The organism is Pseudomonas sp. P1_C12, assembly GCF_056406435.1.
In genome coordinates, this window is record NZ_JBFUAE010000001.1 from 554,884 (window position 1) to 577,357 (window position 22,474).

At 61.3% G+C, this 22,474-nt stretch carries 22 protein-coding genes; 14 read left to right on the forward strand and 8 right to left on the reverse strand.

Annotated elements, in window-relative coordinates; genetic code table 11:
* Positions 1 to 11: 11 nt before the first annotated feature.
* Together AC1D19_RS02465 and AC1D19_RS02470 are read right to left on the reverse strand one after the other, a co-directional pair.
* A complete protein-coding gene (locus AC1D19_RS02465; protein WP_477762252.1) occupies positions 12 to 1,502 on the reverse strand; it encodes an aldehyde dehydrogenase in 1,491 nt (496 codons plus the stop codon).
* Positions 1,503 to 1,711: 209 nt separating this feature from the next.
* The gene (locus AC1D19_RS02470) at positions 1,712 to 3,088 is read right to left on the reverse strand and encodes a glutamine synthetase family protein (RefSeq protein ID WP_223456650.1); all 1,377 of its coding nucleotides are present in this window, start codon (positions 3,086 to 3,088) and stop codon (positions 1,712 to 1,714) included.
* Positions 3,089 to 3,372: 284 nt separating this feature from the next.
* Between AC1D19_RS02470 and AC1D19_RS02475 the strand changes: the two genes are divergently transcribed.
* The 5 genes from AC1D19_RS02475 to AC1D19_RS02495 all read left to right on the forward strand — a co-directional run bounded on the left by AC1D19_RS02475 (position 3,373) and on the right by AC1D19_RS02495 (position 8,643).
* Complete coding sequence (locus AC1D19_RS02475; RefSeq protein ID WP_477762253.1) at positions 3,373 to 4,134, forward strand: gamma-glutamyl-gamma-aminobutyrate hydrolase family protein; 762 nt, start codon at positions 3,373 to 3,375, stop codon at positions 4,132 to 4,134.
* 334 nt (positions 4,135 to 4,468) lie between these two features.
* A complete protein-coding gene (potA, locus tag AC1D19_RS02480) occupies positions 4,469 to 5,611 on the forward strand; it encodes a polyamine ABC transporter ATP-binding protein (protein ID WP_477755345.1) in 1,143 nt (380 codons plus the stop codon).
* Positions 5,608 to 6,522, forward strand: a complete 915-nt coding sequence (locus AC1D19_RS02485) for an ABC transporter permease subunit (RefSeq protein ID WP_477755344.1) — start codon at positions 5,608 to 5,610, stop codon at positions 6,520 to 6,522. Before potA ends, AC1D19_RS02485 begins: the two co-directional genes overlap by 4 nt.
* The gene (locus tag AC1D19_RS02490; protein ID WP_477762254.1) at positions 6,519 to 7,391 is read left to right on the forward strand and encodes an ABC transporter permease subunit; all 873 of its coding nucleotides are present in this window, start codon (positions 6,519 to 6,521) and stop codon (positions 7,389 to 7,391) included. The genes AC1D19_RS02485 and AC1D19_RS02490 overlap by 4 nt, the downstream gene beginning before the upstream one ends.
* 154 nt (positions 7,392 to 7,545) lie before the next feature.
* Positions 7,546 to 8,643 (forward strand): polyamine ABC transporter substrate-binding protein, encoded by a 1,098-nt coding sequence (locus tag AC1D19_RS02495; RefSeq protein ID WP_477762255.1) that lies wholly within the window; start codon positions 7,546 to 7,548, stop codon positions 8,641 to 8,643.
* A 157-nt stretch (positions 8,644 to 8,800) separates the two neighbouring features.
* Here AC1D19_RS02495 and thpR read toward each other — a convergent pair whose 3' ends face one another.
* Complete coding sequence (gene thpR, locus AC1D19_RS02500) at positions 8,801 to 9,343, reverse strand: RNA 2',3'-cyclic phosphodiesterase (RefSeq protein ID WP_477762256.1); 543 nt, start codon at positions 9,341 to 9,343, stop codon at positions 8,801 to 8,803.
* Between the two features lie 391 nt (positions 9,344 to 9,734).
* Between thpR and AC1D19_RS02505 the strand changes: the two genes are divergently transcribed.
* Complete coding sequence (locus tag AC1D19_RS02505; protein WP_056727280.1) at positions 9,735 to 9,929, forward strand: hypothetical protein; 195 nt, start codon at positions 9,735 to 9,737, stop codon at positions 9,927 to 9,929.
* Between the two features lie 14 nt (positions 9,930 to 9,943).
* On the opposite strand, the gene AC1D19_RS02510 is transcribed toward AC1D19_RS02505, so the two are convergent.
* Both AC1D19_RS02510 and AC1D19_RS02515 read right to left on the reverse strand, forming a co-directional pair.
* On the reverse strand, positions 9,944 to 10,297 hold the full coding sequence (locus AC1D19_RS02510; RefSeq protein ID WP_477762257.1) for a DUF1428 domain-containing protein: 354 nt from the start codon (positions 10,295 to 10,297) through the stop codon (positions 9,944 to 9,946).
* A 17-nt stretch (positions 10,298 to 10,314) separates the two neighbouring features.
* Positions 10,315 to 11,379 carry a hypothetical protein gene (locus tag AC1D19_RS02515; protein WP_477762258.1) on the reverse strand — a complete coding sequence of 355 codons (1,065 nt, stop codon included), beginning with the start codon at positions 11,377 to 11,379 and terminating at the stop codon, positions 10,315 to 10,317.
* A 320-nt stretch (positions 11,380 to 11,699) separates the two neighbouring features.
* Here AC1D19_RS02515 and AC1D19_RS02520 point away from each other — a divergent pair, with 320 nt between their 5' ends.
* The gene (locus AC1D19_RS02520) at positions 11,700 to 11,960 is read left to right on the forward strand and encodes a hypothetical protein (RefSeq protein WP_477762259.1); all 261 of its coding nucleotides are present in this window, start codon (positions 11,700 to 11,702) and stop codon (positions 11,958 to 11,960) included.
* 23 nt (positions 11,961 to 11,983) lie between these two features.
* Here the strand turns inward: AC1D19_RS02520 and AC1D19_RS02525 are convergent, their stop codons facing one another.
* Complete coding sequence (locus tag AC1D19_RS02525; RefSeq protein ID WP_090456183.1) at positions 11,984 to 12,220, reverse strand: hypothetical protein; 237 nt, start codon at positions 12,218 to 12,220, stop codon at positions 11,984 to 11,986.
* Between the two features lie 181 nt (positions 12,221 to 12,401).
* Between AC1D19_RS02525 and AC1D19_RS02530 the strand changes: the two genes are divergently transcribed.
* The 6 genes from AC1D19_RS02530 (at position 12,402) to yghX (ending at position 19,586) form a co-directional block, all read left to right on the forward strand.
* Positions 12,402 to 14,165 (forward strand): L-lactate permease, encoded by a 1,764-nt coding sequence (locus tag AC1D19_RS02530; RefSeq protein ID WP_477762260.1) that lies wholly within the window; start codon positions 12,402 to 12,404, stop codon positions 14,163 to 14,165.
* A gap of 178 nt (positions 14,166 to 14,343) precedes the next feature.
* A complete protein-coding gene (glcD, locus tag AC1D19_RS02535; RefSeq protein ID WP_477762261.1) occupies positions 14,344 to 15,843 on the forward strand; it encodes a glycolate oxidase subunit GlcD in 1,500 nt (499 codons plus the stop codon).
* Positions 15,843 to 16,907, forward strand: a complete 1,065-nt coding sequence (gene glcE / locus AC1D19_RS02540; protein WP_477762262.1) for a glycolate oxidase subunit GlcE — start codon at positions 15,843 to 15,845, stop codon at positions 16,905 to 16,907. The genes glcD and glcE overlap by 1 nt, the downstream gene beginning before the upstream one ends.
* Positions 16,908 to 16,910: 3 nt before the next feature.
* On the forward strand, positions 16,911 to 18,128 hold the full coding sequence (gene glcF / locus AC1D19_RS02545; protein ID WP_477759954.1) for a glycolate oxidase subunit GlcF: 1,218 nt from the start codon (positions 16,911 to 16,913) through the stop codon (positions 18,126 to 18,128).
* A 19-nt stretch (positions 18,129 to 18,147) separates the two neighbouring features.
* Entirely contained in the window at positions 18,148 to 18,549 is a 402-nt protein-coding gene (locus AC1D19_RS02550) for a heme-binding protein (RefSeq protein ID WP_477762263.1), read from the forward strand.
* 149 nt (positions 18,550 to 18,698) lie between these two features.
* Positions 18,699 to 19,586, forward strand: a complete 888-nt coding sequence (yghX, locus tag AC1D19_RS02555) for a YghX family hydrolase (protein ID WP_477762264.1) — start codon at positions 18,699 to 18,701, stop codon at positions 19,584 to 19,586.
* A gap of 142 nt (positions 19,587 to 19,728) precedes the next feature.
* On the opposite strand, the gene AC1D19_RS02560 is transcribed toward yghX, so the two are convergent.
* Positions 19,729 to 20,382, reverse strand: coding sequence for a peroxiredoxin (locus AC1D19_RS02560; RefSeq protein ID WP_477762265.1), 654 nt, complete (start codon positions 20,380 to 20,382; stop codon positions 19,729 to 19,731).
* Positions 20,383 to 20,505: 123 nt separating this feature from the next.
* Positions 20,506 to 21,450 (reverse strand): aldo/keto reductase, encoded by a 945-nt coding sequence (locus AC1D19_RS02565; protein WP_477762266.1) that lies wholly within the window; start codon positions 21,448 to 21,450, stop codon positions 20,506 to 20,508.
* Between the two features lie 126 nt (positions 21,451 to 21,576).
* Between AC1D19_RS02565 and AC1D19_RS02570 the strand changes: the two genes are divergently transcribed.
* On the forward strand, positions 21,577 to 22,365 hold the full coding sequence (locus AC1D19_RS02570; RefSeq protein ID WP_477762267.1) for an alpha/beta hydrolase: 789 nt from the start codon (positions 21,577 to 21,579) through the stop codon (positions 22,363 to 22,365).
* The last annotated feature ends 109 nt before the right edge of the window (positions 22,366 to 22,474 follow it).

Consider the following 22,474-nt stretch of genomic DNA (forward strand, 5'->3'; position numbering starts at 1 on the left):
CTTTATTGTTGTTAGAGCTTGATCCAGGTCGCCTTGAGTTCGGTGTACTTGTCGAACGCGTGCAGCGATTTGTCCCGACCGTTACCCGACTGCTTGAACCCGCCGAACGGCGCGGTCATGTCGCCGCCGTCGTACTGGTTGACCCAGACACTGCCGGCACGCAGGCCACGGGCGAAGGTGTGGGCCTTGCTCAGGTTGCTGGTCCAGACGCCGGCGGCCAGGCCGAAGATGCTGTCGTTGGCAATCACCAGGGCTTCATCGAAGGTGTCGAAGGTGATGACCGACAGCACCGGGCCGAAGATTTCTTCCCGGGCGATGGTCATGGCGTTGGTCACGCCGTCGAAAATTGCCGGTTCCAGGTACAGGCCACCGGTGTCCTCGAGGGTGCGGCTGCCGCCGGCGATCAGTTGACCGCCCTGCTGCTTGCCGACTTCGATGTAGCGCAATACGTTTTCCAGCTGACGCTGGTCGACCACCGCGCCAACGGTCGTCGCAGGATCGAGTGCGTGGCCCGGTTTCCAGGCTTGCAGGGCTTCCACCAGCAATGGAATGAACTGCTCGCGAATCGAACGCTCCACCAGCAGGCGCGAACCGGCGGTGCAGACTTCGCCCTGGTTGAAAGCAATGGCACCGGCCGCGGCTTGTGCGGCGACGCGCAGATCCGGCGCGTCGGCGAACACCACGTTGGCGCTCTTGCCACCGGCTTCGGCCCAAACGCGTTTCATGTTGCTCTGCCCGGCGTAGACCATCAGCTGCTTGGCAATCGCCGTGGAGCCGGTGAAGGCCAGCACGTCGACGTCCATGTGCAACGCCAGCGCCTTGCCCACGGTGTGGCCGTAGCCCGGCAGGACGTTGAACACGCCTTTCGGGATGCCCGCTTCCAGTCCAAGCTGCGCGATGCGGATCGCGGTCAGCGGGGATTTTTCCGAAGGCTTGAGGATGAACGAGTTGCCCATCGCCAGGGCCGGGGCGAATTTCCAGCTGGCCATGATCAGCGGGAAGTTCCACGGCACGATAGCCGCGACCACGCCGGCCGCTTCGCGCGTCACTAGACCAAGCTGATCGTGGGGCGTGGCGGCGACTTCGTCGTAGAGCTTGTCGATGGCCTCGGCGGTCCAGCGGATCGCGTTGGCGGTCGCTGGAATGTCGATGCTCATCGAATCGCTGATCGGCTTGCCCATGTCGAGGGTTTCGAGCAGGGCCAGTTCTTCCTGGTTCGCCAGGATCAGATCAGCGAAGCGGATCAGGATGCGCTTGCGCTCGGCCGGGGCCAGGTTGGCCCAGACGCCGGATTCGAACGCGCGGCGCGCGACGGCGACCGCGGCGTTGGCGTCGGCCTCATCGGTGCTGGCAACGTTGGCCAGGAAACGACCGTCCACCGGGCTCAGGCATTCGAACGTGGCGCCACTGGCGGCCGCGCAGTATTGGCCGTCAATGAATGCGCGACCTTCGATTGTTAGGGACTGGAAGCGCTGCTCCCAATCGCTGCGAGTGTTTGTCATTGTTGTGACTCGACGCAGGGGAATAGGTGATCGTCGGACGAACGCCCGCCCAATCAAAAAATGAAATGCGATCCCTGTAGGAGCTGGCTTGCCAGCGATGGCGGTGGATCAGACGCCATCAATGTTGACTGTCATGACGCCATCGCCAGCAAGCCGGCTCCTACAGGGGTCGGCGGCGGACACAGGTTTGGTGTACGCCGCCAACGCCATCAAACGGTATGCAAGTACCAGTTGTACTCAAGGTCCGAGATGGAGTTCTCGAACTCGGCCAGCTCGCTTTCCTTGCATGCCACGAACACGTCGATGTACAGCGGGTCGATGTACTTGGCCATGACTTCGCTGTCGTCCAGCTCGCGCAGGGCATCGCGCAGGTTGTTCGGCAGGCTCTGCTCGTTTTGCTCGTAGCTGTTGCCTTCCACCGGGGCGCCCGGTTCGATCTGGTTGGTCAGGCCGTGGTGCACGCCCGCCAATACCGAAGCCATCAGCAGGTACGGGTTGGCATCGGCGCCCGCTACGCGGTGTTCGATGCGCACCGAGTCTGGCGAACCGGTCGGTACACGCACCGCTACGGTGCGGTTGTCGATGCCCCAGCTCGGCGAGTTCGGCACGTAGAACTGTGCGCCGAAACGACGGTACGAGTTGACGTTCGGGCAAAGGAACGCCATCTGCGCCGGCAGGGTCTCGAGCACACCGCCGATCGCATGACGCAGCGCGGCGTTCTGCTCGGGATCCTCGCTGGCAAAGATGTTGTTGCCTTCTTTATCGAGAATCGAAATGTGCACGTGCAGACCGTTGCCCGCCTGGCCCGGATACGGCTTGGCCATGAAGGTGGTGTCCATCTCATGGTCGTAGGCGATGTTCTTCACCAGACGCTTGAGCAGGACGGCGTAGTCGCAAGCCTTTATAGGGTCAGCCACGTGATGCAGGTTGACTTCGAACTGCGCCGGGGCGCTTTCCTTGACGATGGCGTCGGCCGGGATGCCCTGCTCTTTCGCGCCTTCGAGGATGTCTTGCAGGCAATCGACGTATTCGTCGAGGTCGTCGATCAGGTACACCTGGGTCGACATCGGACGCTTGCCGGACACCGGCGAACGTGGCGATTGCGGACGACCGTTCACATTGTCCTGGTCGATCAGGTAGAACTCCAGTTCGAACGCGGCGCAGATGGTGAGGCCCATGTCGTCGAACTTGCGCACGATATTGGCCAGCACTTCACGCGGGTCGGCGAAGAATGGCTCGCCTTCGAGTTCGTGCATGGTCATCAGCAGTTGCGCAGTCGGGCGCTTCTGCCAGGGTTCGATGCTGAGAGTGCCGGGGATCGGGAAACAGATTCGGTCTGAGTCGCCGATGTCCAGACCCAGGCCGGTGCTTTCCACCGTAGAACCGTTGATGTCCAGAGCAAACAGTGACGCCGGCAGGTTGATGCCTTTTTCGTAAACCTTATGAAGACTGGTGCGCTCGATGCGCTTGCCGCGCACCACACCGTTCATATCCGCAATCAGAAGGTCGACGTACAAAACCTCAGGATATTTCTTAAGGAATGCGTTTGCTTCGTTGAGTTGAACGGCACGCAGAGGGACCGACATGATGCACCTATTTTTTAGCTGTTAATTATTATGTTCACTACCCTTTCACGAACCCAGTCAACCCGAACGACAAAGTGAAGTCAATAGCGAACACTCAGCCTTTAAGCGTTTATTTTCGGGCCTCCAAGAAGGACGAGAGTGCCAGACGCGCCCTCAAACACGCGTAAACCCCGAACATCGGAGGTGCAGCGTTTAGAATTTTTTACATGAGAGTTGTTAATTAAAATCAACAAGGCTAAGCTCCAGAAAAGCTCGTTCAAGTGTGAAACTTCGAGGTGATAAAAATGGCACTCAAGCCATTGATCGGCGTTACTGCATGCGTCAAACAGATTGGCCTGCACCCCTACCACATCAGCGGTGACAAGTACTTGCGTGCTGTCAGCGTTGCGGCGCTGGGGCTGCCTGTCGTTATTCCTTCCTTAGGCGACCTGACCGAAATCGATGACCTGCTGCCGCAGCTCGACGGTCTGTTGCTGACCGGCTCGCCGTCGAACGTGGAACCCTTCCACTATCAAGGCCCCGACAGCGCCCCCGGTACGGATCATGATCCGGCGCGGGATGCCACCACCCTACCCCTGATCCGCGCCGCTATTGCAGCGGGCGTGCCGGTCCTCGGCATCTGCCGTGGCTTCCAGGAAATGAACGTGGCGTTCGGTGGCAGCCTGCATCAGAAAGTCCATGAACTGCCTGGCTTCCTCGACCATCGCGAGGCCGACCATCCGGACCTGGCCGTGCAATACGCTCCCGCTCACGCGGTGAATGTGCAGCCTGGCGGTGTGTTCGAAGCGTTGGACCTGCCTGCGGTGTTCCAGGTCAATTCGATTCACAGCCAAGGCATCGACCGACTCGCTCCCGGCCTGCGCGCCGAAGCCGTCGCGCCCGATGGCCTGATCGAAGCGATCTCGGTCGAACACAGCAAGGCCTTCGCCCTCGGCGTGCAATGGCACCCGGAATGGCAAGTGCTGGATAACCCTCCTTACTTGAGTATTTTCCAGGCGTTCGGCGAAGCCTGCCGGCAACGGGCGGCACTGCGTCACTCGCGCTGACGACCTGATACCCACATTCAACGATTAACTGCCCAACGCGAGCGGGCAGGCGCTTGTGCGTGCCCCGCTGACGAAAACAACACACTGCAATAACAACAAGTACGACCAGGCAGCCAGGATGGCGGCGCCGAATAAACCCGAGCCGACGGGGTATCCCCTGTAGGAGCTGCCGAAGGCTGCGATCTTTTGATTTTGCTCTTCAACATCAAGATCAAAAGATCGCAGCCTTCGGCAGCTCCTACAGGGATCGAGATCCACTGACGGAACGGGTTTGCAATCCACTATTAAGCCGGGCCGTGTTGGCCGGGCGACTGAAACCTGTTGGGAGTTTCACATGGCAAACGCCTCCAGCATCTACAGGAAGGCTCTTGAAGGTCACCAGGCACCGAAAAAGGTGTTGGTGAAAGTCGATCGCGTCACCAAGAAGTTCGACGAAACCACCGCGGTGGACGATGTGTCCCTGGAAATCCACCAGGGTGAAATCTTCGCCCTGCTCGGCGGTTCCGGCTCCGGCAAATCGACCCTGCTGCGCATGCTCGCCGGTTTCGAGCGCCCGACCGAAGGCCGGATTCTGCTCGACGGTGTCGACATCACCGACATGCCGCCGTACGAACGACCGATCAACATGATGTTCCAGTCCTACGCGCTGTTCCCGCACATGACGGTGGCGCAGAACATCGCCTTCGGCCTCAAGCAGGACCGTTTGCCAGCGGCCGAAATCGAAGCCCGCGTGCAGGAAATGCTGCGCCTGGTGCACATGACCCAGTACGCCAAGCGCAAGCCACATCAACTGTCCGGCGGCCAGCGTCAGCGCGTGGCCCTGGCCCGTTCCCTGGCCAAGCGTCCGAAACTGCTGCTGCTCGACGAGCCGATGGGCGCACTGGATAAAAAGCTGCGTTCGCAGATGCAGCTTGAGCTTGTCGAGATCATTGAGCGCGTCGGCGTGACCTGCGTGATGGTGACCCACGACCAGGAAGAGGCCATGACCATGGCCGAACGCATCGCGATCATGCACCTGGGCTGGATCGCCCAGATCGGCAGCCCGGTCGACATTTATGAAGCACCGGTCAGCCGCATGGTCTGCGAATTCATCGGCAACGTGAACGCCTTCGACGGCACCGTGGTTGAAGACCTGGAAGGTCACGCGATCATCCACAGCCCGGACCTTGCGCAGAAGATCTACGTCGGCCACGGCGTCAGCACCTCGGTGCAGGACAAGTCGATCACCTACGCGATCCGCCCGGAAAAACTGCTGGTCAGCACCGTCAAGCCCGAGCACCGCTACAACTGGTCCAGCGGCAAGGTGCATGACATCGCCTACCTCGGCGGCCACTCGGTGTTCTACGTCGAGTTGCCTGGCGGCAAGATCGTCCAGTCGTTCATGGCCAACGCCGAACGCCGTGGTGCGCGTCCGACCTGGGACGATCAGGTCTACGTGTGGTGGGAAGACGACAGCGGCGTGGTACTGCGCGCATGAAAACCTTCAATCAGCAATTTCTGAGACTGGTCCCCAGCGGGCGCAAGTTCGTCATCGGGATTCCATTCGTCTGGCTGTTCCTGTTCTTCATGCTGCCGTTCTTTTTGGTGATGAAGATCAGTTTTTCGGAAGCAGCGCTGGCCATTCCGCCCTACTCGGAGATCTACACCTTCGCCGAGCAGAAATTTCAACTGCTGTTGAACCTCGGTAACTACAGCCTGCTGACCCAGGACGAACTGTACATCTCGGCGTACCTCGGCTCGTTGAAAGTAGCGCTGCTCAGCACGATGATGTGCCTGGTGATCGGTTTCCCGATGGCCTACGCGATCACCAAGGCCAGCAAGGAAGCGCAAAACGTCCTGCTGCTGTTGATCATGATGCCGACCTGGACCGCGATCCTGATCCGCGTTTACGCGTGGATGGGCATCCTCAGCAACAACGGTTTGCTCAACGCATTCTTGATGTGGACCGGGCTGACCTCGGCGCCGATCGAGATCCTCAATACCAACACCGCCGTCTACATCGGGGTCGTTTACGCCTACCTGCCGTTCATGGTGTTGCCGCTGTACGCCAACCTGGTGAAGCACGATGGCAGCCTGCTGGAAGCCGCGTCGGATCTGGGCTCGAGCAATTTCAACAACTTCTGGAAAATCACTGTGCCGTTGGCCAAGAACGGGATCATCGCAGGCTGCATGCTGGTGTTCATTCCGGTGGTTGGTGAGTTCGTGATTCCGGAACTGCTGGGCGGCCCGGAAACCCTGATGATCGGCCGTGTGTTGTGGCAAGAGTTCTTCAACAACCGCGACTGGCCGGTGGCGTCTGCCCTGGCGGTGGTGATGCTGTTGATCCTGATTGTGCCGATTCTGCTGTTCAACCGCAGCCAGGCCAAAGAGATGGAGGCACGGGGATGAAACGCTTCGGATTTTCAAAGTTCATGCTGATTTTCGGCCTGTCGTTTATCTACCTGCCGATGCTGATTCTGGTGATTTACTCGTTCAACGCCTCGAAACTGGTGACGGTGTGGGGTGGCTGGTCGATCAAGTGGTACACCGGCTTGCTCGACAACTCGCAACTGATGGGTTCGGTGGTGCGCTCGCTGGAAATCGCCTGCTACACCGCCGTCGCAGCAGTCGCACTAGGGACGTTAGCCGCGTTCGTCCTGACCCGCGTCACCCGTTTCAAGGGTCGCACCCTGTTCGGTGGCCTGGTCACCGCGCCGCTGGTGATGCCTGAGGTGATCACCGGTCTGTCGCTGTTGCTGCTGTTCGTGGCCATGGCGCAGTTGATCGGCTGGCCGCAGGAGCGCGGCATCGTCACCATCTGGATCGCCCACACCACGTTTTGTGCGGCCTACGTGGCGGTGGTAGTCTCCGCCCGCCTTCGCGAGCTGGACCTGTCCATCGAAGAAGCGGCTATGGACCTGGGCGCCAAGCCTTTCAAAGTGTTTTTCCTGATCACCATTCCGATGATCGCGCCGTCACTGGCGGCCGGCGGCATGATGTCGTTCGCCCTGTCGCTGGATGACCTGGTGCTGGCGAGCTTCGTGTCCGGTCCGGGTTCCACGACCCTGCCGATGGAAGTGTTCTCGGCGGTGCGCCTTGGGGTTAAGCCCGAGATCAACGCCGTGGCCAGCCTGATCCTGCTGGCGGTATCGATCGTGACGTTCATGGTCTGGTACTTCAGCCGCCGTGCCGAAGCCACCCGTAAACGCGCGATCCAGGAAGCCATGGATCAGACGGCAAACGAGGCGTGGCAGCCGCAACGCGCCGCCACCGCCTGAACCTGTAGGAGCTGCGGAACGCTGCGATCTTTTGATTCTGCTGTTCAAGATCAAAAGATCGCAGCCTCGTTTCTCTCGACAGCCCCTACAAAAACGGGCTCAGTCGATCAGTTTTGGTGTTGTGTTTTTGAATAAAAAAAATGGAGTTGTACCGATGAAAATGTTTGGCAGGACTCTGCTGACACTGTCCTTATTGGGCGCAATCGCCACTGGCGCCCAGGCCAATGACAAGGTTCTGCGCGTCTATAACTGGTCGGATTACATTGGCCCGGATACCGTCAGGAAGTTCGAAGACGAGACCGGCATCCAGGTGACCTACGATGTCTTCGACAGCAACGAAACCCTTGAAGCACGCCTGCTGGCGGGTAAATCCGGCTACGACATCGTCGTGCCGTCCAACAGTTTCCTGGCCAAGCAGATCAAGGCCGGGGTCTACCAGACGCTGGACAAATCGAAGCTGCCGAACTGGAAAAACCTCAACCCGGTGCTGCTGAAAAATGCCTCGGCGAGCGATCCCGATAACGCCCACGCCATCCCGTACATGTGGGGCTCGATCGGCATCGGTTTCAACCCGCAGAAGGTCAAGGAAGTACTCGGCGCCAACGCCCCGACCAATTCCTGGGACCTGCTGTTCAAACCGGAAAACGCCGAGAAGCTCAAAGCCTGCGGCATCAGCTTCCTCGACTCACCGACAGAAATGATCCCGACCGCCCTGCACTACCTGGGCTACCCGGTGAACGATCAGGACAAACAGCACATCGCCGAAGCCGAGGCGCTGTTCATGAAGATTCGCCCGAACGTGGCGTACTTCCATTCGTCGAAATACATCTCGGACCTGGCCAACGGCAACATCTGCGTGGCCGTCGGTTACTCCGGCGACGTGCTGCAGGCCAAGGCCCGCGCCCAGGAAGCCGGAGACAAGGTGAAGATCGACTACAGCATCCCGAAAGAAGGCGCCGCCAGTTTCTACGACATGCTCGCCATCCCCCGCGATGCCGCCAACGTCGAGAACGCTTACCTGTTCATGAACTTCCTGATGCGCCCCGACGTGATCGCCGACATCACCAACAACATCGGCTACAGCAACGCCAACGCGGCGGCCACGCCGCTGGTGGATGAAGCCATCCGTAACGATCCGGGCTCCTACCCGCCACAAGCGGTGATGGCCACGCTCTATGCCGTGCCGGACCAGCCGATTGCCATCCAGCGGATCATGACCCGTGGCTGGACCAAGGTGAAACTCGGACAGTAATTCACCTGCTTTTTTCAGAGTGATGTGTTCGATCAAGTACGATGTTCAAACCCTTTCCGTTCACGCAGCGCCTTACCACCGCTGCCTCTCCTGCAGTAGAACGGCCTCACCTGGCTCCCTCGGTTCAGGTGAAGTTTGGCGCCCTCGGGCGCCTTTTTTATTGGGGATCAATCAACGGCCATTCGGCCAGCGCCCGATAACGGCCCTTGTGGGATTCGAACAGGGTGAATCGGTCGGCACGCAGGAAGAATTCCGGTGCGGTTGTGGACTCCGGCACCGGCGCCCGATACTGTCGTGCCAGGGTCAGGTGCGGACGATATTCCCTTGGTGCTTCCTCCAGCCCGAACGGCAACATCGCCTGTTCCAGGGCATACACCAGGCGCAGCAATGCCGGGGGCGCCTGCTGCGGCGCGAGCACCAGCGCCCCTGCCCTGCGCCACACGTCCAGCCGATCCAGCACCACCGTCAAGCGCTCGCCCGGTGTACGGATGGACGCCGCAGCGGTGCAGAGCTCGGCGATCTGCGCCACACCCACCGCCCCCAAAAACTTCAGCGTCAGGTGAAAGTTTTCCGTCGGCACCGGCCGTCCGTTGCGCAGTTGCAGCGCACTGCGCCACTGGGCGATCTCCCGGCGCATGGCCGGGGCACAGTTCAACGCAAAGAACAGGCGTTTGAACGGCTCGCGGGATTCGTCGTTCATGCCGGACACCTCCTGGATAAGACTGCCTGAGTGTACTCAACACCCGCGTTCCGGCCAGCGCATTTCTGGCGCCGTGGGGCAGGCGCGTTATAGTTCCAGGGGGCGTTCTCAATTAGTTTTCCCGCCGCGCCGGGTCTGCTGTTGTGCAGGGCAAGGCGCGAGAAGCGTGGTTTGGTCATTCCAAATAAGCTTCGAGCAACGCAGCCCTGCACAACAGCAGGCCCGGCCCTTCGGGTTGTGCCTTAAAGCGGGCCAGGCTGCGTTGCAGGCCTTGGAAAGGGAACAACCATTCCCAGCGGCCTGCGCCTTGCCTGGCCCGCTTTAAGGCAACAACGCGACGGGAAAACTAATTGAGAACGCCCCCTAGCATCCCGAAAAACCGGAGGGGGCCATGCGACAGATCATCAGCAAGGAACCATGGTGGGCCAGACCGCCCGAGCCCGGCCAGGATGAACTCAAGCTGGAATGGGGCTGGCTGGTGCATTACAGCGAAGGCGAGCCGCGCTTCGAGTTCATCCGCGAGCGGCCGACGGACGACGAGATCCGCCAGCGCAAGAGTTGCAGGATCACCCCGACGCCGGAGTGATCCCGCGTGCAGCGTCAGGCCTGGAGTAGCACTTCGAACCCGCCGTAGACCATGCGCTGGCCATCGAAGGGCATTGGATTGACGTCCGGTTTCATGCGCGGGTCCTGCATCATCCTGCCCATTCCGGCATTGCGGGTGGCCTTGTCAGGCCAGATGATCCAGCCAAAGGCAACGGTTTCGCCTTCCTTGAGCTTCACCGACATTGGAAACGAGGTGACCTTGCCTTCCGGGACATCCTCGCCCCAGCATTCGACCACGCTCAAGGCACCGTTTTCCTTGAAGACCAAGGCGGCGACTTTGGCGTGCCTGATGTATTGCTCACGGTTGGCGGTGGGTACGGCAGCGATAAAACCATCGACGTAAGACATGCGTTTTTCTCCTGGGGTCATGGGGTGTGCTGCTGGGTAGTCGATTGCGCTGGCGTCCGATCGACAGTGCCGGTGCTCAAACCGACCGGCGGTGCAGTTCGTTCCGCCAGGCTGCCTTCGATCTGCGCCGCCATGTAAAGCGTGCAGGCCATGACGCCGCTGGTCGGGCTCTGCACCAGTTTGGTCCAGGCCTTGTCGAAGGTATTGCCCAGGCTACGGCGAATCAGCGCCTCGCTATCGGGCCGGTCAAAGGCCTGGATGAATGCGCGAATGCCAGCCACCCCTAGCGTGATCAAGCCACCGGCCAGTTTCCCGGTTGCTGCGGCCACGGCGCTGGCGGCCCCGCGCGGGGCCATTTCGGCTTCCATCCGCCGGCTGGCGCGCCTGGCCACCGGCGCCATCGCGGTGTCGGTCGAGCCCACCCCCTTGTCGCCACCGGCCTTATGGACTTTGTCGATCAGCGCGGCGAAGGCCGGCAAGGAGTTCAGCGGTTCGGTGTGCACGACCTGGTACAACGAGGCGTCCCTCGTCGGCGGAGGCCCAAGGGCGATGGCCGGGACTTTCTGGATGCGCCCGTTGAGCTGGGCCATCGGCACGCCGTGGCGGTTGGAGATTTTCTGCAGTTCTTCCTTGAGGATGTCGACATAGAACGCCGCTGCCAGGCCGAGAATCGCATCGGGATCGATTTCCACGGCCACCGGGGCCAGGACCTTATCCTGATAGGCTTCGAGCAGGTACGCCGCCAGGCGTTTTTCCACGGCGTCCTGCTCACCCTTGGCGCTGATGGTGTACCAGCTGACCTTCATCGACAGCCATTCCTGGGTCCAGTAACTGCTGAACCACGGAATGAAATTCTGTTCGGTCAATTCATAGACCCGTGTGCGCCAGTAATCCATGGCGCCGCGGGCGTAGATTTTGCTCTGCTCGGTGGCCGCCTGCGACGCGATGACGATCTCCCGGTCCACTTGTTGCCAGGTGCTGGCAGGAACGATGACCGGTGCCACTTCCACCGGCGCGCGCACAGATGTGGCACACCCCGCCAACACCACCAGCACGGCAATGATCAGCGAACGCAGGTTCAAGATGGCGGCTTCCTGAAGTTGGCACCGGGCGAAATGCCCGACACGCAAAACTTTCGGTTTAAGTATAGGTGGCGATGTCCCGGAGCCCGCGAAAGGGCCCGCATCAACAGCGAAAAAACCGCCATCACTTGCATCGATAATCACCATCGCCGCGATTGCCTTCCGCTTGATGGCCGTCAGCGTAGGATCGATCTCAAGCCAACACGAAACCCCGAATCGGAGGGGAACATCATGCTGATCCATCTGCTGACCTGCCTGGCCCTGACGGCGTTCACTTTGGGCGTATTTTCCTGGTACGTCCTGAGTGAGGAGCAAACATCATGATTCACACCGTTACCCTCGCCGTGCGTTTTCCGGTGTTCGGCAACAATTTCTACGCGCAGAAATTCGAGTCGCGTAAAGAGTTGACTCTGCTGTTCGACGAGAAGTTCGAGGCGTTGCTGATCCCGGCAGCCGATCATCACTTCAGCAACGAAGTGGTCGGGCTCAATGATCAGTTCCGTTTCTTGAATGACGTGCTGGTCGAGCATCTGCTGGATGTCGAGCTGGTAAAAGGCTCGACCCGTTCGTTCGGGTTCTGACAGCGACCGCCGGTCGCCTGGGCTCACAACGTTCGCTGGCTATTGCCAATCCCCTTGGCAATATCGATCCCCCAATCCATCGCCGCTTCCATGTCCAGCATGTGCGGCCGTGGGTCGTGGTTTTCATCGATGGCCGAGCCGTCCGGCCGATAGACACCGATGAACATGCCCAACGAACCGTCCTTCAATATCTCGGCCTTGACCTTGATGTTGCATCCGTTCGATAGCGTTTCCTTGTGTTCCATATGGCGCTCGGTCATGACTGCATTGCTCCCCTGACTGAATTCAAACCCTACTGGCCATGCTAGCTCAGCCCCCGGAACTGCGCCGACCCGCTGGACCGGAGGGCCTGCCCTGACAGCGGCGCAATGCCACCTATACTGAAAACCACCTCCCCCAGAAGGGGTCTGCACGTCCAACAATAAAAAGCAGAGGTGGAACATGGTCTGGCAGCAAGTCTACGATCCGTTCGGTAACCCGGTGCTTTCAACGCTCATGGCGGCTGTGCCGGTGGTGGTGATGCTGGCGTCCCTCGCGTTTTTCCATGTCAAGGCGCACCTGGCGGCGTTGCTCGCCCTGACCTCGGCCTTGCTGATCGCGATCTTCGCCTTCGGCATGCCGGCGAACATGGCGGGGTCGGCTGCGCTGTTCGGTGCAGCCAACGGTCTGCTGCCGATTGGCTGGATTGTGTTGAACATCATCTTCCTGCACCGCCTGACCACCGAGAACGGTTCGTTCAAAGTGTTGCAAGACTCCCTGGCGCGCATCACCGATGACCGACGCCTGCAATTGCTCCTGATCGCTTTCTGCTTCGGTGCGTTTTTCGAAGGCGCGGCCGGTTTCGGTACGCCGGTGGCGGTGACCGGGGCGATTCTGATCGGACTGGGCTTCTCGCCCCTCGCCGCTTCAGGGCTGGCGCTGATCGCCAACACTGCCCCCGTGGCGTTCGGCGCCCTCGGCACGCCGATCATCACCCTGGCCAAGGTCACCGGGCTGGATGAAATGGAGCTGTCGATGATGGTCGGCCGGCAGTTGCCCTTCTTCTCGGTGCTGGTGCCGTTCTGGCTGATCTGGGCCTTTGCCGGCTGGCGCAAGATGCTGGAAATCTGGCCGGCGATCCTGGTGGCCGGGGTCAGTTTTGCCGTGCCGCAGTTCTTGGTGTCCAACTATCACGGGCCGATGCTGGTGGATGTGATCGCCGCGCTGATTTCCATGGCCTGCCTGACTGGCTTTCTCAGGGTGTGGAAACCGGCCACCGTGCACACCTCCGCGGCGCTGTCCGGCCGGGTCGACAATTCGAAGATCGACGCCGAGCACGACGAGAAACCCGTACCCACTGCAACCTTCGCCAACGAGGCGAAGCCGGCGGTGATGCGCGCGTGGATGCCGTGGATCATCTTGACGATCTTCGTGTTCATCTGGGGTACGCAAGGCTTCAAAAACACCTTCGACACCCGTCCGGCGATTGACCCGCAAACCAGTGCCGCCAAGCTCGATCCTCAGGGCAAACCGCTGCGCGAGGCCAACCCGGTGTTCGCTCCGGTCGTGACCTTCACCACCCTGCACTTGCAGGTCGAAAAAGTCCCGCCCGTGGTGCCTGCGCCGAAAACCGAAGAGGCGGTCTACAAGTTCACCTGGTTCACCGCCACCGGCAGCGGCATTCTGCTGGCGGCGATTGTCGGCGGTTTGCTGATGGGTTACTCGATCCCGCAACTGATTCGCCAGTACCTGCGCACCCTGTGGGTGGTGCGTTACTCGCTGATCACCATTGCGGCGATGCTCGCGCTGGGCTTCCTCACGCGCTACTCGGGCCTGGATGCGACCATGGGCCTGGCCTTCGCCGCGACGGGCATCTTCTATCCGATGTTCGGTACCTTGCTCGGCTGGCTCGGCGTGGCGTTGACCGGTTCGGACACGGCGTCCAACGTACTGTTCGGCGGCTTGCAACGGGTGACGTCCGAGCAGTTGGGCATCAGCCCGGTGTTGATGGCCGCCGCCAACAGTTCCGGCGGGGTCATGGGCAAGATGGTCGACGCCCAGTCGATCGTGGTTGCCTCCACGGCCACCCGCTGGTACGGCCATGAAGGAGAAATCCTGCGCTACGTGTTCTTCCACTCGATTGTGCTGGCGATCCTGGTTGGCGGGCTGGTGTCGTTGCAGGCCTACGTCGCGCCGTTCAGCCATATGGTGGTGGGCGGACATTGAGTCTGCGCACCCTGCTCACCACGCTTGCAACGCCCGGGCTCCATCGCCCGGGCGTTGGCATTTTCCGCGCGGATTTATTGAATGAAATTCTCCTTCAGGCTGACAAATACCCCATGGACAGTCGGCTGTATCAGGCCAATGATGAAGGTCGGTGGCCTCCAGCGAGAATCGTGATCCCATGAACATTCTCTACGATGAGCGCGTTGACGGCGCCTTGCCCGACGTCGACAGACAGGCGCTGTTGCACGCCCTGAAAACCCGGTTGCCGAATCTGGAAATCCTGCATCAGCAGGAGGAACTCAGGCCCTACGAATGCGACGGACTGTCGGCCTATCGCACCACGCCGATGCTGGTGGTGTTGCCCCGATATATCGACGAAGTGCAAGGGGTGCTGCGCGTCTGCCATGAGTTGCACGTCCCCGTGGTGGCCCGTGGCGCGGGCACCGGTTTGTCCGGCGGCGCGCTGCCCCTGGAGAAAGGCGTGCTGCTGGTGATGGTGCGCTTCAACAACATCCTGAGCATCGACCCCGCCGCCCGTACCGCACGGGTTCAGCCCGGTGTGCGCAATCTGGCGATTTCCCAGGCGGCGGCACCGTTCGGCCTGTATTACGCGCCGGATCCGTCCTCGCAGATCGCTTGCTCCATCGGCGGTAACGTCGCGGAAAATGCCGGTGGCGTGCATTGCCTGAAGTACGGCCTGACGGTGCACAACGTGCTCAAGGTCGACATCCTTACCGTCGATGGCGAGCATTTGAGCCTGGGCTCCAATGCCCTCGACTCTCCCGGTTTCGACCTGCTGGCGCTGTTCACTGGCTCCGAAGGCCTGCTCGGGGTGATCACCGAAGTCACGGTCAAACTGCTGCCCAAACCGCAGACCGCCAAAGTGCTGCTGGCTGCGTTCGATTCCGTGGAAAAAGCCGGGCGCGCAGTCGGCGACATCATCGCCGCCGGCATCATCCCCGGCGGCCTGGAAATGATGGACAACCTGGCCATCCGCGCCGCCGAGGACTTCATCCACGCCGGTTATCCGGTGGACGCCCAGGCCATTCTGCTGTGCGAACTCGATGGCGTTGAAGCCGATGTCTGCGATGACTGCGAGCGGGTGCGCCAGGTGCTGCAACAGGCCGGCGCCATCGAGTTGCGGCAGGCGAAAGACGAAGCCGAGCGCGTGCGTTTCTGGGCCGGGCGCAAGAATGCCTTCCCGGCGGTGGGCCGCCTCTCCCCGGACTACTACTGCATGGACGGCACCATCCCCCGTCGAGAACTGCCCGGCGTACTGCACGCCATCGCCGAACTCTCGAACGAATACGGCCTGCGGGTGGCCAACGTGTTCCATGCCGGCGACGGCAACATGCATCCGTTGATTCTGTTCGACGCCAATCAACCCGGTGAACTCGATCGAGCCGAAGCCCTGGGCGGCAGGATTCTGGAGTTGTGCGTGAAAGTCGGCGGCAGCATCACCGGTGAACACGGTGTGGGCCGCGAGAAAATCAACCAGATGTGCGCGCAGTTCAACAGCGATGAACTGACCCTGTTCCATGCCATCAAGGCCGCCTTCGACCCCAGCGGCCTGCTCAACCCCGGCAAGAATATTCCGACCCTGCACCGCTGCGCCGAATTCGGTGCCATGCACATACATGGCGGTCAATTGCCCTTCCCTGAGCTGGAGCGTTTCTGATGCGCAGCCCTGAAGATTTCGATGACAGCCAGTCACTGCTGGAACAGGTCAATCAGGCGCTGGAAAACGCCACGCCGTTGCGCATCCAGGGTTCCAATAGCAAAGCCTTTCTCGGCCGCACCACGGCCGGGGAAATTCTCGACACCCGCTCGCACCGGGGCATCGTCAGTTACGACCCGACTGAACTGGTGATCACCGCCCGTTGCGGCACGCCGTTGTCGCAACTGACGCAGGTGCTGGACGCCGCGCAACAGATGCTGCCCTTCGAACCGCCGGCCTTTGGCGACGGCGCCACCGTCGGCGGCATGATCGCCTGCGGGCTGTCCGGGCCACGACGCCCGTGGGTCGGTTCGGTGCGGGACTTCATTCTTGGCACGCGGGTGATCACAGGGCAAGGCAAGCTGTTGCGCTTCGGTGGCGAAGTGATGAAAAACGTCGCCGGCTACGACCTGTCACGCCTGATGGCCGGCAGTTATGGCTGCCTCGGGCTGATCACCGAAGTTTCCCTCAAAGTGCTGCCAAAACCCCGGCAAGCCTTGAGCATCAGCCTGGAAATCGACGCCGAACGGGCGTTGCTGCGCCTGGCGGAATGGGGCCAGCAGCCGCTGCCGATCAGCGCCGCCTGCCACGACGGCGAACGCCTGCACCTTCGGTTTGAGGGCGGTGAAGGTTCGGTGGCGGCGGCCCATGAGCGCCTTGGTGGTGAGCAGTTGGACTCTTCCTGGTGGGACGATCTCAACGAACAGCGCTTGGGTTTCTTCGATGAAGACCAGCCGCTTTGGCGCCTGTCCCTGCCGCACAACACGCCTTGCCTGTCGCTGCCGGGTCGCCAGTTGATCGACTGGGGGGGCGCCCAGCGCTGGCTGAAATCCGATGCCGACGCGGCGTTCATCCGCCAGGTGGTCGACGAGGTCGGCGGCCATGCCACTTGCTTCAGCCACGGCCTGACTGACACCCCGTTCCATCCGCTGCCGCCAGCGCTGATGCGTTATCACCGCAACCTGAAACAACAACTCGATCCACGGGGCATTTTCAACCCCGGACGCCTGTACGCGGAGCTTTGAACCATGCAGACGACCTTGAGTGAAAGCGCCAGCCATCTGCCCCGCGCCGCAGAAGCCGAAAGCATCCTGCGCACCTGCGTGCACTGCGGGTTCTGCAATGCCACGTGCCCGACCTATCAATTGCTCGGCGATGAACTGGACGGTCCACGGGGCCGTATCTACCTGATCAAGCAAGTACTGGAAGGCAACGACGTCACGCAAAAGACCCAGCAGCACCTGGATCGCTGCCTGTCGTGCCGCAACTGCGAAACCACCTGCCCCTCGGGCGTCGACTACCACAACCTGCTGGACATCGGTCGAGCGGTGGTCGATGCGGCGGTGCCGCGCCCGCTCGGTCAGCGCCTGTTGCGCGAGGGGTTGCGGCAGACCGTGCCGCATCCGGACTTGTTTAAAAGCCTGGTCAATAGCGGTCAGGTGTTCCGCGCGTTGCTGCCCGGCACCCTGCAAAGCAAGTTGCCGCGAACTGTCTACCCGGCCAAGCCGCGGCCCATGACCCTGCGTGAGCGTCAGGTGCTGATGCTCGAAGGTTGCGTGCAGCCCAGCCTGTCACCCAACACCAATGCCGCGGCGGCGCGGGTGCTGGACCGGTTGGGGATCAGCGTCATCGCGACCCGCGAGGCCGGTTGCTGCGGCGCCGTGGATTACCATCTGGACGCCCAGGCCGCCGGCCTCGATCGCGCCCGGCGCAACATCGACGCGTGGTGGCCGGGCATCGAAAAAGGCGCCGAAGCGATTGTGCAGACTGCCAGCGGTTGCGGCGCCTTTATCAAGGATTACGGCCATCTGCTCGCCAGCGACCCGGCCTATGCCGACAAGGCAAAAAAGGTCAGCGTGCTGGCCCGGGATCTGGTGGAAGTGTTGCGCGACGAGCCGCTGGGAAAACTTGGCATCCACGCCTCCCAACGCGTGGCCTTCCATTGCCCCTGCACCTTGCAGCATGGACAGAAACTCGGCGGTGCCGTGGAAGCACTGCTGACCGAACTCGGTTTCAACCTGACGTCAGTCCCCGACGGGCACCTGTGCTGCGGCTCGGCGGGCACCTATTCGCTGACTCAGCCCGAACTGTCGCGACAACTGCGCGACAACAAGCTCAACGCCCTGGAAAGCGGCCATCCCGAGGTGATTGTCACGGCCAACATCGGCTGCCAGACGCACCTCGACGGCGCGGGCCGAACCCCGGTGCGGCACTGGATCGAACTGGTCGAAGACGCCCTGCCTTAACTAAACCCTGGAGATGTCCATGAACCGCAAAGCCGTGCTGAGCCAGACCGAAGTCCAGCAGATCATCAAAGCCGCCCGCGCCGAAGCACAGGCCAATCAATGGGCCGTGACCATCGTGGTAGTCGATGACGGCGGCCACCCGCTGGCCCTCGAGCGCCTCGACGGCTGTGCGCCGAGCAGCGCGTATATCGCCACCGAAAAGGCCCGGACCTCAGCCCTCGGGCGGCGTGAAACGAAAAGCTATGAGGACATGGTCAACGCCGGGCGCTACGCTTTCCTGTCAGCACCGTTGCTGACCTCGCTTGAGGGTGGCGTGCCGATCGTTTTCGATGGCCAGGTGATTGGTGCTGTCGGGGTATCGGGGGTCAAGCCCGGGCAGGATGCGCAAGTGGCCAAGGCCGGGGCGCAGTGCCTGAAATGAGATTTTGGCATGACCCCAGATCCCTGTAGGAGCGGGCTTGCCCGCGAAGACGGCGGCACATCCGATACTTTTGTGCCAGACACACCGCTTTCGCGGGCAAGCCCGCTCCTACAGGGGTCATGTTGAACCAGCCGAGAGGAGTTGCAGCAATGAACCGTCTAACTGCCAAAGACTTCGCCCCTGAACTGCTGGAACTCTACGACTACTACGCCCACGGCAAGATCAACCGCCGGGAGTTTCTCGACCGTGCGGCGCTGTTTACTTTCGGCGGTTTGACGGCTGGTGCCCTGCTCGCCGCGTTGAGCCCCAACTACGCACTGGCCGAGCAGGTCGAGTTCACCGATCCGGACATTCTTGCCGAATACATCACCTACACCTCGCCCAAGGGCCACGGCCAGGTTCGCGGTTACCTGGTGCGTCCGGCCAAGGCCACCGGCAAGGTGCCGGCGGTGGTGGTCGTGCACGAAAACCGCGGGCTCAACCCGTACATCGAAGACGTGGCCCGACGTCTGGCCAAGGCCGGTTTCATCGCCCTCGCCCCGGACGGCCTGAGTTCGGTCGGCGGTTATCCCGGCAATGACGACAAGGGCCGCGAACTTCAGGCCACGGTCGACCCGGAAAAGCTGATGAACGACTTTTTCGCCGCCGTCGAGTGGATGATGAAACACCCCGCCGCCACTGGAAAAGTCAGTATCACCGGGTTCTGCTACGGCGGTGGCGTGACCAATGCCGCTGCCGTGGCCTATCCGGAACTGGGTGCCGCCGTGTCGTTTTATGGCCGTCAGCCAACGACCGAGGAAGTGCCACGGATCAAGGCACCGGTGATGCTGCACTACGGCGAACTGGATACGCGGATCAACGAAGGCTGGCCGGCCTATGAGAAAGCGTTGAAGGCCGGGGGCAAGACCTATGAGGCCTATATTTATCCGGGCTGCAATCATGGCTTTCACAATGATTCGACGCCGCGTTATGACGAGGCGGCGGCGAAGCTGGCGTGGGAGCGGACGTTGGGGTGGTTTCGCAAGTATCTGGTTTGATTAAAGTCCTGGGCCAGCAGGACCGGCCCCATCGCGAGCAGGCTCGCTCCTACATTGGGGTTCTGTCGAACACAAATTTTGTGTTCACTGAAGTTCCCTGTGGGAGCGAGCCTGCTGGCGATGGCGATCTCACTGCTGGTGACTACTTCGGCTGAGCCACGGTCCGCAGATACGGCTTCAAGGTCTTGAAGCCATCCGGGTATTTCTTCTTCGCGTCTTCGTCAGACACCGAGGTCGGGATGATCACATCGTCACCCGGCCGCCAGTTCACTGGCGTGGCAACGGTGTGTTTGGCATTCAGTTGCAGGGAATCGAGCAGGCGCAGCACTTCATCGAAGTTGCGCCCGGCGCTCATTGGGTAGATCAGCATGGCCTTGACCTTCTTGTCCGGGCCGACGATGAACACCGAACGCACCGTGGCGTTGTCCACTGCCGTGCGCGCGCCGCCGCTGGCATTGGGATGGATCATGTCGTAGAGCTTGGCCACCACCAGGTTTTCGTCGCCGATCAGCGGATAGTTGATCGCCGTGCCCTGAGTCTCGGCGATGTCACCGACCCAACGGTTATGGTCACTGACCGGGTCGACGCTTAGCCCGACGACCTTGGTGTTGCGCTTGTCGAACTCGGGCTTGAGTTTGGCCAGGTAACCCAGTTCGGTGGTGCACACCGGGGTGAAATCCTTGGGATGGGAAAACAGGATGGCCCACCCATCGCCGATCCATTGGTGAAAGTTGAGGGTGCCTTCGGTGGTGTCGGCGGTGAAGTCCGGTGCTTCGTCGCCAATACGGATAGCCATGTTCGATCTCCTTGCAGTGATGGACAGGGACGCCGTCAGGGCAGCGAATGCGCTTTCAACGGCATGGACGCGAAACAGTATAGGAGAGGTTCCGGGACTCGCCGGCCTGCGTTGGGTGAGTCGCTAGCCCACCAGCGCAATCAGCTGCTGGCGCTGGGCATCGGTCAGCATCGGGCCGAAACCGGCCCGGGCATTTTCCGCCATGTAGCGCGGATTGCCGGTGCCCGGAATCACGCAGGTCACCGCCGAATGCGACAGCAGGAACTTCAGCGCCAGTTGCGGCCAGCTCTTGACCCCGACTTGCGCCGCCCAGCCTGGCAGCGGCTTATCCCTCAGCCTGGCCAGCAAGCCGCCACCGCCGAACGGCCGGTTGCAGATCACCGCTACCCCACGCTCACGGCACAACGGCAGCAGGCGTTTCTCGACTGCGCGATCATCCAGGGCGTAGTTGATCTGCAAAAAGTCCAGTGGCTCGGCCTTGAGTACCGCTTCCACTTCTTCATAGGCTGATGCGGTGTAATGGGTGATGCCGATGTAACGAATACGCCCTTGTTCCTTCCAGTGGCGCAGGGTCGGCAAGTGCGTCTGCCAGTCCAGCAGGTTGTGGATCTGCATCAGATCGATCCGGTCGGTTTGCAACAGGGCGAAGGATTGTTCCATCTGCGCGATGCCTTCTTCGCGGCCCCGGGTCCACACCTTGGTGGCCAGGAACGCCGGTGAGCACGGCTCATGAATCGACAGCAGTTCGCCGATGGTCTGTTCGGCGCGACCGTACATCGGCGAGCTGTCGATCAGCTTGCCACCCTTGTCGAACAACGCATCGAGCACCGCGGGCAAGTCTTTGTAGGCCGGTTGCGCAGGCTCGACATCGAATCCGCGATAAGTGCCCAACCCTACGATCGGCAAGGACTCGTTGCTGGAAGGAATGGCGCGGGTCTGCATGGTCTTGCCTCCTGTTCCCGTCGACGGCTCGGGTTGTGCACCCGCCGGACCGAACGTGAAGACCGCCGAAGCACCGGCAGCCAGCGTGAGTACTTCTCTACGGGTGTAACCCTCAGGATGGCTCATAAAACGCTTCTCACCAGTCGCCGGGGTCCGGGCTGTTGCGCCGACAACCCGGAAAACCCGCGCCAAGGGTCGATTGACTACACTCAGAAAGCCTTGCGCCAGCCACTTTCAAACCCCGAGCAGTCAATGCCGCCCACTAACGTTAGTCGAATGTTGCGCACCCTGTTGTTACTCGTCGTCATCGTCGCTGCGTTGTACCTGGCGCTGTGCGCGGCGCTGTTCGTGTTCCAGCGGGCGCTGATTTACTACCCGCAACCGCGCGCCATCGGGACCGCCTCGACGCTGCTCACCCTGCCCGTCGCCGACGCACAGGTGCTGGTCTCCATCCGACCGCACGAGGGTCCCAACGCGCTGATCTATTTCGGCGGCAATGCCGAAGACGTCTCGCGCAACCTGCCCGGGTTCTCCCAAGCCTTCCCTGACTACGCGCTGTATCTGCTGCATTACCGTGGCTACGGCGGCAGTTCCGGCTCACCTTCCGAAGAGGCCATTGCCCGCGATGCCATCACCTTGTTCGACCAGGTGTATGTCAGCCATCCGCATGTGGCGGTGGTCGGACGCAGCCTGGGTTCCGGGGTTGCCGTGCGCCTGGCCAGCGAACGCCCGGCCGCGCGACTGGTGTTGATCACGCCCTATAACAGCCTCGAAGGGCTGGCTGCCCGTCAATTTCGCTGGTTTCCGGTGCGCTGGTTGTTGAAGGATAAATACCAGTCCTGGCGCTACGCCGCCCGCATCACGGTGCCGACTCGTCTGATTGCCGCCGAGCATGATGAAGTGATTCCGCGCTCAAGTACCGAGCGTCTGTTAAGTCATTTCACCCGCGGTGTGGCGTCATTGCAGGTGATACCGGGGACAGGACATAACTCGATCAGCGACAGCCCTGAGTACCTCAAGAGGCTGGGGGATGGGTTGTAGCAAGCAAGGTAGAACATACCTGTGACCTGTGGCGAGGGAGCTTGCTCCCTCGCCACTTCCCCCTTAGAGCCCCCTCAACTGCGCCGCTGCCGGTGGCCGTTCATCCGAG